We start from the raw sequence: 12,893 nt of genomic DNA, 5'->3' as shown, positions 1-12,893 counted from the left end.
CCAAGCTCGCCCCCACGGCGGGACGGAACGGACGGGCGGAGCTGGACAGTGCGGACAACGGTGCGGAAATCGCTGCTGGGCAGGGCCGGTCGGTCGGCCGTCGTACCGGCGGCGGCCCTGGTGACGGTCATGGCCACGGGTGCCGCGACGGCGGCCCACCTCGTGGCGGACGCGGACATCCGGCCGGCCGAGGCGATCTGCGAGCGGCTGGCGGTGATCCGGCACCACCGGCTACTGGCGCAGCACTGCCCTCCCGGGCCGCCGAGCCGCCGCAACGGCACGGTCGTCCCGTCGAGCGCGGGAGCTCCCGATCCCGCGCCCGACTCCGCGACCGGCCCCATCCCCGATTCCGCTGCTCCCGGCTCCGCTGCCGGCCCGGCCGGCCACCGGCCTCATCGAATCCTCAGGTTCCCCCGGTGATGCTGGTCCCCGTCGACGGCGGCGCCTCCCCGGTCCCCCACGGAGGGGGAGGCGTCCCGTCGCCACCACGGACGGCTCCGCCGCAGGTCACGGCTATCCTGACCGGCATGCGCGTACTGGTGGTCGAGGACGACGATGACCTGCGGTTCGCCGTGGCCGCGGCCCTGCGCGGCAGCGGCCTGGCCGTCGACGAGGCCGGAGACCTCCCGGCCGCGGACGAGGCGTTGTTCGTGACCACCTACGACTGCGTGGTCTTCGACCGGATGCTGCCCTCCGGGGACTCCGCCGAGTACGTGCAGCGGATGCGGGCGGACGGCCGGACGGTGCCGGTGCTGTTCCTCACCGCCCGCGACACCGTCGCCGACCGGGTCGAGGGCTTCGCCACCGGCGGCGACGACTACCTGGTCAAACCCTTCGCCGTGCCCGAACTCGTGGCCCGGATACGGAACCTGTGCCGGCGCACCGCCGTCGCCCGCCCGCCGGTGGTGCGCTGCGGCGGGCTGGAGATCGACACCGCCCGCCGTACGGTCCACCGCGACGGCGTCCTGCTGTCCCTCACCACCAAGGAGTTCGCCGTTCTGGAGACGCTCGCCGCCCGGCCCGCGGAGGCGGTGCGGCGCGCCGACCTGATCGAGCGCTGCTGGGACGAGCTGACCGAGCCCAACTCCAACGTGGTCGAGGTGCTGGTGTCGCAGCTGCGCCGCAAACTCGGCGACCCGCCGCTGATCCACACCGTGCGCGGGGTCGGCTACCGCCTGGAGTCACAGCCGTGAGACGGGCCGGGCGGGAGCCGCGCCGGGGGCGCAGGCCCCCGACCCCGGCGGGCCGGATCCGTCGGCTGCGCCGGCGGATCGCCCTGCTGTTCGCCCTCGTCAGCGCCGTCGGCCTGGTCGGCATGGCCGTCATCGCGGTGCGCGCCGACGACTCGTCCTGGCGCGCCCAGGTGGACGCCGATCTCAAGCTCAGGACCGGCGAGTTCTCCGCCGACCTGCACTACGACGAACAGGGCGCCCTGGAGTACCCGGATCCCAAGGAGGGCGCCTACGACTGTCCTCCGGTGACCCTGTTCACCGGCACCGGCGGCCGGTTGACTCCGCTCGCCTCGCCGCACCGGCCGTGCCTGGCGGTCCCCGCCCCCGCCCTCCGGGCGGTCGCCGAGGCGGCCGCCCGGGAGGGGGACTTCGCCCGGGCCACCGTCACGGCGGCGAACGGCCACCCGCTGCGGTTGTCCGCCGAGCCCTTCGCCGGACCGGCCGCCGAGAACACGGACGGCGTGGTGGTCGCGGCCGTCGACACCTCCGGCTACCTGGACGACCACGACCGGCTGACCGTGCTCCTCGGCATCGCGTGCGCCGTCCTGATCGCGGTGTCCGCCCTGGCCGGCCACTGGCTCGCCGGGCGGGCCGTCCGGCCGGCGCTGGCCGCGCTCGACCAGCAGGAGGCGTTCTTCGCCGACGCCGCCCACGACCTGCGCACCCCCGTCACCTCGATGCGGCTGCTCGCCGAGACCGGCCTGCGCGGCGAGGCGGACGGCCGGGAGGTGCTGCGCCGCACGCTGCGCCAGTCCACCCGGATGAGCGAGCTGGTGGACGACCTGTTGACCCGGGCCCGGCTGATGGCCGGCGCCGTTCCGCTGGACCGGGAACCGCTCCGGCTCGACCAGCTCGTGGACGCCGTGGTGGCCGACACCCCGGCGGAGGGGCACCGGGTGACCGTCCGGACCGAACCGGTGGTCGTGCTCGCCGACGCGTCGCTCCTGCGCCGGGCCGTCGCCAACCTGCTGGGCAACGCGCTCGCCCACGGGCACGCCCCGGGCGAGCCGGCCGACGTCGAGGTCTCCGTCGGCGCGGACGGCACCGTGACGGTCGACGACGCCGGCCCCGGCATCCCGCCCGAGCAGGCGACGTCGCTGTTCGAGCGGTTCCGCAGCGGCGCCGGGTCCAGCGGCCTCGGACTGTCGATCGCCGCGTGGGTGGCACACGCGCACGGCGGCTCGCTCACCGTCGACCGCGGCGCCCGTGGCGGCGCCCGCTTCCTCCTGCGCGTCCCGGTCCAGAAGCAGCCCTGACCACCCGGGACGGACCCGCCCGGACGGACACGCCCGGACGGTCAGCGGATCCCGGCCGTCCGGACGCCTCCGCCCCCCGGACCGGCGCGAGGCCCCGGCCCGGCGGCTCCCGGCTCAGGCCGGGGCGGTGGTGAGGGCGGTGCCGGTGGCGGTGCGGAGGTGGACGGCGGTGCGGCCGGTGCGGTGGGTGGCGACCAGACCGGCGGCGCGCAGGGCGCCGAGGTGTTGGGAGACGGCGCTGGGGGTGACGGCGAGCCGGGTGGCGAGGTCGGGGGTGGTCAGGGGTTCGCCGAGGGCTTCGAGCAGGGCGGCCCGGGTGCGGCCGAGGACGGCGGCGAGGCCGGCCCGGGTCGCGGTGGGCCGTTCCCAGAGCAGGCCGACGCCGGTGGCCGGGTAGCGGATGGAGGCGGCGCTGCGCGGGTCGTGGTCGACGATCACCTCCGGCCAGGCGAAGACGGAGGGCATCAGCACCAGGCCGTGCCCGTCGGCCTCGACGGTCCAGGGGGTGCCGGAGCGGCGGCGGCCGTGCACCAGCAGGTCGCCCTCGCGCCAGACCACGTCGTCGTGCAGCTGGGCGAAGAGCCCCTCCACCCCGCCGTCCACCAGGGCCACCGCCCGTCGGCCGAGGTCCGCGTCGAGGACGGCGCGCATCCGCCCCCAGTGCGGGGCGAGCAGCCGGGCGTGGCAGCGCTCCAGCAGGGCGGCCGTCCGGCGCAGCAGTTCGGGCGGTTCGGGCAGGCCGGCGCCGCGGTGGCCCAGGGCGGCGGCGCACTCGGCGGCGACGTAGGCCGGGTCGGTGGCGCGCAGGCCCGCCAGCTCCGACGCGAAGGCCGGCAGGCGTTCGTCCGGCACCGGGAAGAGGAACGCGGGCAGGCAGCCCTCCAGCAGTGCGCGCAGCAGCGGGGCGTCGGGGTCCCGGGCCAGGACGGGCCGGGCCTGCTCCAGCCACGGCCGGTGCACGCCGTGTCCGCCGACGCCGAGCGCCGCCCGCAGGCCGAGGACGGTCTCGGCCAGCGGTGACACCGCGAACCGGACCCTGGCCACCTCGGCCGCCGACAGCCGGATCTCCACCGCCACGTACGCCCCCGTTCACCGATCCTGAAGCCCGATCGTGTAGCCCTGGCTGAACGGTAGCCGAGCGCGGACGGCAGCCCTCAGGGTGTCCACCATGGACACCTTCACGAGCTTCCCTTCGTACGACGGCACCCGGCTGGCCTTCCGCACCCTCGGCGGCGGCCCGCCGCTGGTCTGCCTGCCGGGCGGCCCCGGCCGGGCCGCCGCGTACCTGGGCGACCTGGGCGGGCTCGGCGCGCACCGGACGCTGGTCCTGCCGGACACCCGGGGCACCGGCGCCTCCGCCGGGTCCGCCGATCCGACGGCCTACCGGGTGGACCGGCTGGTCGCCGACGTCGAGGCGCTGCGCCGGAGGCTCGGCCTCGACCGCATCGACCTGCTCGGCCACTCCGCCGGCGGCAGTCTGGCCCTGCTCTACGCGGCCGCCCACCCCGAGCGCCTGGCGAGCCTGACCCTGGTCACGCCCTCGTTCGCGGCCGTCGGGCTGCCGTCGGACACCGGTGCCGAGGAGGTGATCGCCGCCCGCGCCGCCGAACCCTGGCACCCGGAGGCGGTGGCGGCCTACCGGAGGATGAAGGCGGCCCGCTCCTTCGCCGAGGCCGCGCCGCACCGGCTCGCCTTCGAGCCGCTGATGTACGGCCGCTGGGACTCCGCCGCACGGGCCCACGCCGCCGCCGACCCGGCGCAGCGTTCGCTGACCGTCAGCGAGCACTTCTACGCGGGGTACCGGCCGGACGGCGAGGACCTGCGGCGCCGGCTGGCCGGGCTGACCTGCCCGGTGCACCTGCTGGCCGGGGAGCTGGACCTGTGGCCGACCGCCACGGCCGCGGCCGACGCGGCCGCGCTGTTCCCGGAGGTGTCGCTCACCGTGCAGCCGGGGGCGGGCCACTACCCGTGGCTGGACGATCCGCGGGCGTTCACCGCCGCCGTCGGAGGCTTCCTCGCCGACCTGGAGGGGGCCCGCCTGGAGGGGGCCCCCTCCAGGCGGGCCAGCCTGTGACCCGGACTCACAGGATCACCGCCTGTCTGGTTGGCCGCCGCGCCGGTCCGCAGGATGGCCGCATCGGACGTCCCGTCAGCCGTCGCGGCCGCCTGCGCCTGCCGTCCGAGGGCCCGGCCGCGTCCCCGTACGTGAAGGTGGTACTTCGCCGTGAGCAGCATCTCCGATCCGCCCCGGCCCTCCGACCGGGCCGAGGACGTTCCCGAACTGCCCGCGCCGGCGGGGGGTTTCGACCGGTGGCGGTACGCCGGGGTGTTCCTCCTGCTGTTCCTGTTCGGCACCGAGACCTTCCTGGTCTCGCCGCTGCTGCCGACCATCGCGGACTCGGTCCACACCAGTGAGGCGGCCGCCGCGTCCAGCGTCACGGCCTACGTGTTGGTGTACGCCGTCGCGGCGCCGTTCCTCGGGCTGCTGAGCGACCGACTGGGCCGCCGCCGCACGCTGCTGGCGGGCACGCTGCTGTTCGTGGTGTCGAACGCGGCGGCGGCGCTGTCCACCGGGCTGACGCTGCTGGTGGTCTCCCGGGCGGTGGCCGGGCTGGCGGCGGCCGCGGCCGGGCCGGCGATCTGGGCGCACATCGCGGAGACCGCGCCGGAGGCGGTGCGCGGGCGCGCGCTCGGGCTCGGCATGGCGCTGTTCTCGCTCGGCCAGGTGATCGGGGTGCCGCTGGGCGGCTTCCTGGCCGGGCTGGCGGGGTGGCGTTCGGCGTTCTGGGCGCTGGCGATCGGGACGGCCGCGGCGGTGCCGCTGCTGCTGCGTCAGGTCGGACGGAGCACGGCGCCGGCTCCGGCGGCGCGGGTGGGAGCCGTCCGGGCGATCCTGGCGGGCTGGGCCGATCCGACGCTGCGCCGGGCGCTGCTGGTCAACACCGTCTTCCACACGGCCAACCTGGGCGCCTACACCTTCCTCGGCGCGCTGCTGGTGGAGCGCTTCGACCTGTCCGTGCAGGCCCTCGGCCTGGTCGGCGTGCTGGTCGGTGCGGGCAGCATGACCGGCTCGCTGCTGGGCGGGCGGCTCGGTGACCGGGCCAGGACGGCGGGGCGCTCGGACCTCCCGCTGCTGCCGCTGTGGGGCCTGCTGCTGGCGGTGGGCGTCGCGGTCGCGGCCACCGGGCCGGGCCTGGTGCTCGCGCTGGCCGGGGTGACGCTCTGGTTCGTCGCCTCGGGCGGCTTCGTGACGGACCAGCAGACGCTGGCGGGCACGATCGCCCCGGAGCTGCGGGCGACCTCCAGCGCGTGGCTGACCTCGACCATGTACGCGGGCACCGGCGTCGGTGCCTGGGCGGTGGGCGCCTTCGGCGACGTCGCGGACGGCACGCTGCTGATCGGCGCCGGGCTGGCGCTGGTCGCGGCACTGGGCGGCCTGGCGGTCAGCCTGGGGCTGCGCAGGGCGGGCGCGGCGACGCCCGCGACGGACGCCTGAGGGCGGCTCAGCCGACCCGCCGCTCCCCCTCCACGCCGCCGACCGCGCGCAGCGGGTGTTCGACCAGTTCGGACATCCGCGCCCGGTCGGCGGCGTCGGTCGGGGTGAACAGCAGGACGGTCGCCGAGGGGTCGTCCACCGGGTGGAAGGAGGACAGGGTCAGCCGGACGGGGCCGAGCCCGGCCGGCTCCACGGCGACGGTACGGACGGTCAGCTCCGCCACCGAGTGGCAGCCCCACCAGTGGCGGAGCTCCGGCGCGTCCTCGTCCAGGTGGCGGTAGACCTCGCCGGTGCGCGGCTCGGCCAGGGCGGGGCCCGCCTGGGCCCGGAAGTGCTGGAAGACGTTCATCGCCAGCGGCTCCCAGTCCCGCAGCACCGCGCGCACCCGCCGGTCGGCGGCCATCACCCACATCAGGTTGCGCCGGTCCGCGGGCACGAACTCGGGTGAGCCCCAGAGCGCCGCCCACGCGGCGTTCCAGCCGCGCAGGTCGAAGTGACGGTCCAGCAGGACGGCCGGGCTGACGGGCCAGGAGTCGAGGACGGGCTGGATGGCCCGGGTGACGCGGTCCTCGGCGTCCGAGCCGCCGACCGGCGCCGGCTCGTGGAAGCCGGCCAGGCGCAGGGCGTGCCGCAGGCCGGCGTCGTCCAGCTTGAGCACCCGGGCGATCGCCTCCAGCACCTGCCGGGAGGCGGCGACCCTCCCCTGCTCGACCCAGGTGTACCAGGCCAGGCCGACGCCGGAGAGCGAGGCGACCTCCTCGCGGCGCAGGCCGGGGGTGCGGCGGCGGGTGGTGGCGGTGAGGCCCACGTCGGCGGGCTTGAGGAGTTCGCGGTGGGCGCGCAGGAAGGCGCCGAGTTCCCGTCCGGCGGGGGGAGTTGACACGGTGGCTCCTCGGCCGTGGTCGGTGCTGCGGTTTCTGGGACGGTCCCCAGCGTAGGCGTGGCCCGCCGCTCGTCCCAGGGATGAGCGGCGGGCTACACACACTGTTAACGGGAGGCCGCCCCAGGCGGGGGAAAGGCCCTATCGGGCGACCAGCGTCCAGAGCCGGACCGGCATGTGGCTGACGTGCCCGCGCTCCTGCTGCCGCCGCCAGGCGCTCTCGCCGACGGCGCGGAAGAACGCGGCCCGCCGGTCCTCCGGCACCAGTCGGCTGTAGTAGTCGCCGAAGGTGGCGGCGTGGAAGTGCTCGTACCGCGCGGCGCTGTCCACGGTGACGACGGCGTCGCGCTCCCGGTGACCGGCCACCGCCAGGTGCGGCCCGAGGAGCGCCGTGAGGTCCTCGACGGTCCTGGTGCGGGTCGCGATCGGCAGCACCCCGCCGCGCGCGAACAGGGCGGGCACCTCCTCCTCCGGGGTGCCGAGGGCCACCAGGGCGTCGCGGACCAGCTCGTCCTCGCCGCCGAGGCCGTGCTCGTCCCGGGCGGGGTGGTAGGTGGTGAGCAGGAAGCGGCCGCCGGGGGCGAGATGGGCGGCGGCCCAGGCGAAGATCCGTTCCTCGTCCGGGTACAGCCAGTGCAGCACCGAGGTCTGGGTGATCACCTCGGCCCGGTACGGCAGCGGCTCGGGCGCGGTGAGGTCGGCCCGGTGCAGGGCGGCCCGCTCGCCGTACGGCCGCAGCCGGGCGGCGGCCTCGGCGATCCGGTGCTCGGAGCGTTCCAGGCCGACGGCGCGGCGCAGCGTGGGGAAGCGCTCCAGCGCCTCCTGCAGCAGTTGGCCGATGCCGCTGCCCAGGTCGATCAGGGTCTCGGGGGCACCGGTGACCTGGTCGAGCACCCAGTCCCGGTCCTGGACCTGGCGCAGCCGGCTGGCGTCGGCGTACCCGGCGAGGGTGCGGGCCTGGATCTCGACGGCGGACGTGCTCACTGCTGCTCCTCGCTGCTCCTCCTCGACGGCGGACGTGCTCATTCCTGCTCCTCCTCGGCGCCGGTGGGCCGGTCGTCGACCAGGTGCAGCAGGCGTGCGCGGGCCTCGCTCTGGTCGTACCGCTTGAAGATGTTGATCCGGTTGCGGGTCAGGTCACCCCGGTGGACGTACTCGTAGAGGTCCTGGCGCTGGCCGAAGCCGTCGCCGGTGAGCTCCCAGGCGATCCGGAACAGCCGGGACTTGCGCTCGGCGTCGATGCCTCGTCCGCGCATGTAGCGGTCCAGGTGCGGGCGCAGCCGGGGGTTGTCGAGGTCGGCGGCGGTGGGCTGGATCAGCAGTCCCGAGGCGCCGATCCGGCGGACGATCTCCACGGCGCTGCCGGCCACCTCGGCCGACCAGACCCGGGAGGCGGCGGTGTCGCCGGGAGCGAACAGGCCGCCGTCGGTGAGCCCGCCGCGGGCCTCGGCGGCGTCCAGGAAGTACTCGGTGAGCTCGGCGTAGCCGGCCAGGCGGCCGAGGTCCTCCTGGATGTTGCGGAAGCCGTCCACCCCGATCGACTCGGCGACGAGGGTGGCGGTGGCGAGCAGGGTGCGTAGCCGCTCGCGGTAGCGGATGTGGCCGACGTAGGCGCTCCAGGCGTTGATCCGGCCGAGGCCGAGCCGGGCGAGGCCGGCGTCGCGCAGCAGGAAGACGCGATCCCAGGGCACCAGGACGTCGTCGAAGAAGAGCATCGCGTCCTGCTCGTCGTACCGCGCGCCGAGCGGGTGGGCGTGGCCCCAGGGGGCGCTGCCGAGCGGTTCGCGGGCGAGTGTGACCAGGCCGGGGGTGTTGAGCGGCAGGGCGAACCAGGTCACGAACTGCTCGCCGCGGCCCTCGGTGAAGGAGGCGGAGAGGTAGACCAGCACCTCGTGGGCGAGGGGTGCGAGGGTGGTGAGCTGTTTGGCGCCGCGCACCACGATGCCCCGGTCGTTCTCCTCGATGACGCGCAGGGCGAGGTCCGGGTCGTCGAGCGGGTTCGCGGAGCGGTCGATCTGCGGGTCGCCGAGGGCGTGCGAGAGGACGAGGTCGTTGGTGGCGCAGTGGCGGTACCAGGCTTCGGCGTTGGCGCCGAAGCGCGGGTCGGCCTCGGCCAGGCGGTGCCGGAAGTCGTACACGCCGACGGCGATGGAGGCCATGAAGGCGGGCGAGCGGCCCTGCTGCCCGAGGGCCTCGGCGTGCCAGAACTCGGCGCTGCGGCGCTGGAGCCGGAGGTCTTCCAGGGTGCGCGGGGGCTGGTAGGCGCGGGCCAGTCGCAGTCCGCTGTCCGGGTCCTTCCAGGTGAGCAGGTCGTGGTGCTCGGGGTGGTGCTGGAGGTCGAGCAGTCGGGCCAGTTCGTCGACGGCCGGTCGGAAGGCGGGGTGCTCGGCGGGGTTGGTGATCCGCCGGCCGTCGAGGTAGAGCTCGCGGCCGTCGTCGAGTTCGGCCCGGTAGCGGTCGCCGGTGAGCAGGCCTCGGGCGGTGGCGGGCGCGCCGCGACCGGTGGCGGTGTCCAGCAGTGTCATGCGCCAACTCCGGTGGTGGTGAGGGGGGTCGGGGCCAGTAGGCGGTACCGGCCGTCGTGGTAGAGGAGGGGTGCGCCGTCGCCGCGGGCCGCGGCGGCGACCCGGCCGACCAGCAGGATGTGGTCGCCGCCGGGCAGGGCCGCGTGCAGCCGGCAGTCGAACCAGGCCAGGGCGGATTCGACGAGCGGCGCCCCGGTGGCGGCCGTCCCCATGGGTACGGCGGTGAAGGCGCCGAGCGCCCGCCCGGCCCCGGGGGCGGCGAACCGTCGGGCGACGGCTTCTTGATCGTCCGTCAGGATCGACAGCCCGAACCGTCCGGCGGCCCTGACGGCGGTCACCAGCGGGCTGTGCCGGCCGATCGCGACGGTGACCAGCAGCGGGTCGAGGGAGAGGGTGCTGAAGGAGGAGACCGTCTTGGCGAAGACCTCCTCGCCCGACCGGGTGGTGACCACGGCGACCCCGCTGGTCCAGCCCCGGGAGGCGGCCCGGAAGTCCTCCTCGGTGGCCTGCGCGGCGAGACCCTGCGCCACCCGCACGTCCCGTGCGGCCGGTGCGGCCCCGCTCATCGCAGCCCCACCCGGTAGGCGCGCAGCCACTCGTCGACCTGGACCAGGTGGTCGAGGCCGCCGACCGGGTTCGGCGCGGTGCGCGGGCTGGGCAGCGGGCGGCCGTCGGCGAGCAGCCGGCGGACCGTCTCGCGGTCGACCAGGTCGAAGACCGGCGCGTTCGGGTCGGCCAGCAGTTCCCGCGCCCGGGCGGTGAGCACCTCGGTGTAGCGGACGGCGGGGGTGGACGGGTAGCCGCTCTTGGGCCGGTCGGTGACCTGCGGCGGCAGCAGGTCCCGTACGGCGTCGCGGAGCAGCCCCTTGGCCCGGCCGTCCGGCGCCTTGAGCGCCCACGGGACGTTCCACAGGTACTCCACCAGGCGGTGGTCGCAGAACGGCACCCGGACCTCCAGGCCGACGGACATGGACACCCGGTCCACCCGGTCCAGCAGCGGCGGCAGCCAGCGGGTGAGCGCGAGGTGGAAGACCTCGCGGACGCGCGCGTCACCGGCCGACTCGCCGCGCAGGCGGGGCACTTCGCCGAGCGAGCGCCGGTACGCGGCGGCGGTGTACTCCTCGGGCCGCACCTCGGCCCGGACGTCCGGGCGCAGCAGGTCCGCCGGGGTGGCCCTGCCGTGCAGCCAGGGGAAGGTCGGGGCGGCGAGCGCGTCGGCGTCGTGGAAGTACGGGTAGCCGCCGAAGATCTCGTCCGCGGCCTCGCCGGAGAGGGCGACGGTGGAGCGCCGCCGCACCTCGCGGAAGAGCAGGTGCAGCGAGGCGTCCATCTCGCCCCAGCCGGGGCGGTCGCGGGCGCGCAGGACCGCGTCGCGGGCGTCCAGCAGGTCGTCGTCGGGGACCAGCACGGTGGTGTGCAGGGTGCCGATGTGCTCGGCGGCGGCCTCCACGTAGGGCGCGTCGCGGGTGGTCCGCCAGGCGTCGGGGGTGCGGTCGGCACTGCCGGGGAAGTCGACCGAGAAGCTGGTGATCTTGCCCTGGCCGGCCCGTTCGCGGGCGGCGGCGGCCAGCGCGGTGACGGCGCTGGAGTCGACGCCGCCGGAGAGCAGGGTGCACAGCGGCACGTCGCTGATCAGCTGCCGCTCGACGGCGTCGGCGAGCAGCTCGCGCACGGTGCGCCGGGTGGTCGCGGCGTCGTCCCGGTGCTCGGCGGACTCCAGCCGCCAGTACCGGACTTCACGCGTGACGGAGCGCCTCACCACCACCAGGTGGCCCGGCCGGACCTCGTGCAGACCGCGGAAGATCCCGTGGCCGGCGCTCGGCGCGGCGGGCAGCGCGAACAGCTCGGCGATGCCCTCGGCGTCCAGTTCGGCGCGGAACAACGGGTTGGCGAGGACGGCCTTCGGCTCGGACCCGAACAGCACGCCGCTGCCGTGGGCGTGCCAGTAGAGCGGCTTGATACCGAGGTGGTCGCGGACGAGCAGCAGTTCCTCCCGCCGGGCGTCCCACAGGGCGTAGGCGAAGATGCCGTTGAACCTGGTCGGCGCCTCCCGGCCCCACTGGAGGTGGGCGCGCAGGACGACCTCGGTGTCCGAGCGGGTCCGGAAGACGTGCCCGAGGGCCTCCAGTTCGGCGCGCAGCTCGCGGTGGTTGTAGAGCTCGCCGTTGTAGCTCAGTACGGCCGCCGGGTCCGGGCCGGGCCGGTCGGCGAGCGGCTGGGCGCCGCCGTCCGGGTCGATCACGGACAGCCGGCGGTGGCCGAGGGCGGCGTGCCGGGACAGCCAGAGGCCGTCGGCGTCCGGGCCGCGGCAGGCCAGGGTGGCGGTCATCTCCCGGACGGCCCGCGCCTGGTGGAGCAGGTCGGCGTCCCAGTCGATCCAGCCGGTGATTCCGCACATCTCAGGACTCCCCGGGTTCGTCGGTGGCGGCGGGCGCGGCGGGCGCGGTGGTCCCGGCGGGCGCGGCAGGTGCGGCGGGCGCGGTGGTCCCGGCGGGCGCGGTGGTCCCGCTCCCCGCCGTGGCCTCCCAACGGCAGCCGTGGCCGGTCGGGCCGTGGGTCAGCCGGTGCGCGGGCCGGTAGCCCTTGGCCCGGATGTTGGCGGACAGCGCCTCGGTGCAGTAGGTGCAGGGCGAGGCGAGGGTCAGCCGGACGCCGGAGCGCCGGGCCTTCTCGCGGTAGTCCCAGATCGCGCAGTGCGTGATGGTGAGCGCCGCGTGCTCCGGGCCGGGCGGCGCCTCGTCGTCGAACTCGTAGTCGGAGCCGTACAGTTCGGCCTGCCGGGCGATCCGGTGGATCGGGTCGGCGGCGCCCCGGCCGTGGTCGGGTTCGACCTCGCGGTGCACCTCGGCATTGGACCGGGCCCAGTGGCCGAGGACCTCCTCGCCGTAGCGCAGGACGAGGAAGCGCTCCATCAGCGCCTGGTCGCGGAAGAACACCCGCTGCCATTCGACGGCCGGGGCGTCCGGCGCCGGCAGGTCGGCGAACAGCTCCGACTGCAGGACGAACCAGTCGGTGAGGTGCAGTTCGTCTCCGCGGGACACCAGGTACCGGGTCAGCCCGGCCTCGGCCTCGTGCAGCCGCTGCCGCCAGAGCGCGGACCGCTCGGCGTCCCCCATGGCGCGGTACGGGGACCGCGGCTGCTCCGCGCCGGGGCGCGGACTCGCGGCGGCGGCCAGCACCGCCGTACGGGGGCCGAGGTCCCCACCCGCCCGCGCACCGGAGCCGGGGCCGGGACCGGGGCCGGCCGGAACGCCGCTCCCTTCGGACACACCCCCCATCGGGCCATCTCCCTTCGGCTGAACGATCCTTCGGACCGTCGCGTCGTCGTGTCGTCGTCGTTCCCGCCACGCTACGAAGCGGTCCACCGGCCCCGGTAGCCCCGAACGGCGCCGGTCAGGGCGCCGATCGTCGCCGAAGGGATGCTCCGAAGGTCGCCCCTCCCGGAGCCCCCGGACACCACGAAGCCCGGACACGACCGAGGGCGGGCCCCGCGAACGAGCGGGA

11 protein-coding genes are annotated in these 12,893 nt (G+C 75.9%); 4 read left to right on the top strand and 7 right to left on the bottom strand.

What is annotated here, in order from left to right; translation table 11 throughout:
* Window positions 1-527 precede the first annotated feature (527 nt).
* A complete protein-coding gene (locus ACIRD3_RS30320; RefSeq protein ID WP_402222993.1) occupies window positions 528-1,193 on the top strand; it encodes a response regulator transcription factor in 666 nt (221 codons plus the stop codon).
* On the top strand, window positions 1,190-2,488 hold the full coding sequence (locus tag ACIRD3_RS30315; RefSeq protein ID WP_402222992.1) for a sensor histidine kinase: 1,299 nt from the start codon (window positions 1,190-1,192) through the stop codon (window positions 2,486-2,488). The genes ACIRD3_RS30320 and ACIRD3_RS30315 overlap by 4 nt, the downstream gene beginning before the upstream one ends.
* Window positions 2,489-2,602: 114 nt before the next feature.
* Here the strand turns inward: ACIRD3_RS30315 and ACIRD3_RS30310 are convergent, their stop codons facing one another.
* The gene (locus ACIRD3_RS30310) at window positions 2,603-3,565 is read right to left on the bottom strand and encodes a DUF5937 family protein (RefSeq protein WP_402222990.1); all 963 of its coding nucleotides are present in this window, start codon (window positions 3,563-3,565) and stop codon (window positions 2,603-2,605) included.
* 91 nt (window positions 3,566-3,656) lie between these two features.
* Between ACIRD3_RS30310 and ACIRD3_RS30305 the strand changes: the two genes are divergently transcribed.
* Both ACIRD3_RS30305 and ACIRD3_RS30300 read left to right on the top strand, forming a co-directional pair.
* Window positions 3,657-4,562 (top strand): alpha/beta fold hydrolase, encoded by a 906-nt coding sequence (locus ACIRD3_RS30305; RefSeq protein ID WP_402222988.1) that lies wholly within the window; start codon window positions 3,657-3,659, stop codon window positions 4,560-4,562.
* 150 nt (window positions 4,563-4,712) lie between these two features.
* On the top strand, window positions 4,713-5,984 hold the full coding sequence (locus tag ACIRD3_RS30300) for an MFS transporter (protein WP_402222986.1): 1,272 nt from the start codon (window positions 4,713-4,715) through the stop codon (window positions 5,982-5,984).
* A 7-nt stretch (window positions 5,985-5,991) separates the two neighbouring features.
* Here the strand turns inward: ACIRD3_RS30300 and ACIRD3_RS30295 are convergent, their stop codons facing one another.
* From ACIRD3_RS30295 to ACIRD3_RS30270, 6 genes are all read right to left on the bottom strand, one after another.
* Entirely contained in the window at window positions 5,992-6,867 is an 876-nt protein-coding gene (locus tag ACIRD3_RS30295; protein WP_402222984.1) for a helix-turn-helix transcriptional regulator, read from the bottom strand.
* A 138-nt stretch (window positions 6,868-7,005) separates the two neighbouring features.
* Complete coding sequence (locus tag ACIRD3_RS30290) at window positions 7,006-7,890, bottom strand: class I SAM-dependent methyltransferase (protein ID WP_402222982.1); 885 nt, start codon at window positions 7,888-7,890, stop codon at window positions 7,006-7,008.
* Window positions 7,887-9,389, bottom strand: coding sequence for a 4-hydroxyphenylacetate 3-hydroxylase family protein (locus ACIRD3_RS30285; protein ID WP_402222980.1), 1,503 nt, complete (start codon window positions 9,387-9,389; stop codon window positions 7,887-7,889). Before ACIRD3_RS30285 ends, ACIRD3_RS30290 begins: the two co-directional genes overlap by 4 nt.
* Complete coding sequence (locus ACIRD3_RS30280) at window positions 9,386-9,955, bottom strand: flavin reductase family protein (protein ID WP_402222979.1); 570 nt, start codon at window positions 9,953-9,955, stop codon at window positions 9,386-9,388. The genes ACIRD3_RS30285 and ACIRD3_RS30280 overlap by 4 nt, the downstream gene beginning before the upstream one ends.
* Complete coding sequence (gene asnB / locus ACIRD3_RS30275; RefSeq protein WP_402222977.1) at window positions 9,952-11,787, bottom strand: asparagine synthase (glutamine-hydrolyzing); 1,836 nt, start codon at window positions 11,785-11,787, stop codon at window positions 9,952-9,954. The genes ACIRD3_RS30280 and asnB overlap by 4 nt, the downstream gene beginning before the upstream one ends.
* A gap of 1 nt (window position 11,788) precedes the next feature.
* Window positions 11,789-12,667 (bottom strand): hypothetical protein, encoded by an 879-nt coding sequence (locus ACIRD3_RS30270; RefSeq protein WP_402222975.1) that lies wholly within the window; start codon window positions 12,665-12,667, stop codon window positions 11,789-11,791.
* Window positions 12,668-12,893 lie beyond the last annotated feature (226 nt).

This window comes from Kitasatospora sp. NPDC093550 (assembly GCF_044764985.1).
Classification (GTDB): Bacteria; Actinomycetota; Actinomycetes; order Streptomycetales; family Streptomycetaceae; genus Kitasatospora.
Note: the sequence above shows the minus strand (reverse complement) of the source record. Positions and strands in the feature narration are given on the sequence as shown.

Bases quoted from the DNA above. Each gene is read 5' to 3' on its own strand.
- ACIRD3_RS30285 (WP_402222980.1), bottom strand. From the start codon at position 9,389: ATGACACTGCTGGACACCGCCACCGGTCGCGGCGCGCCCGCCACCGCC.
- ACIRD3_RS30290 (WP_402222982.1), bottom strand. From the start codon at position 7,890: ATGAGCACGTCCGCCGTCGAGGAGGAGCAGCGAGGAGCAGCAGTGAGC.
- asnB (WP_402222977.1), bottom strand. From the start codon at position 11,787: ATGTGCGGAATCACCGGCTGGATCGACTGGGACGCCGACCTGCTCCAC.
- ACIRD3_RS30305 (WP_402222988.1), top strand. From the start codon at position 3,657: ATGGACACCTTCACGAGCTTCCCTTCGTACGACGGCACCCGGCTGGCC.
- ACIRD3_RS30280 (WP_402222979.1), bottom strand. From the start codon at position 9,955: ATGAGCGGGGCCGCACCGGCCGCACGGGACGTGCGGGTGGCGCAGGGT.
- ACIRD3_RS30320 (WP_402222993.1), top strand. From the start codon at position 528: ATGCGCGTACTGGTGGTCGAGGACGACGATGACCTGCGGTTCGCCGTG.
- ACIRD3_RS30270 (WP_402222975.1), bottom strand. From the start codon at position 12,667: ATGGGGGGTGTGTCCGAAGGGAGCGGCGTTCCGGCCGGCCCCGGTCCC.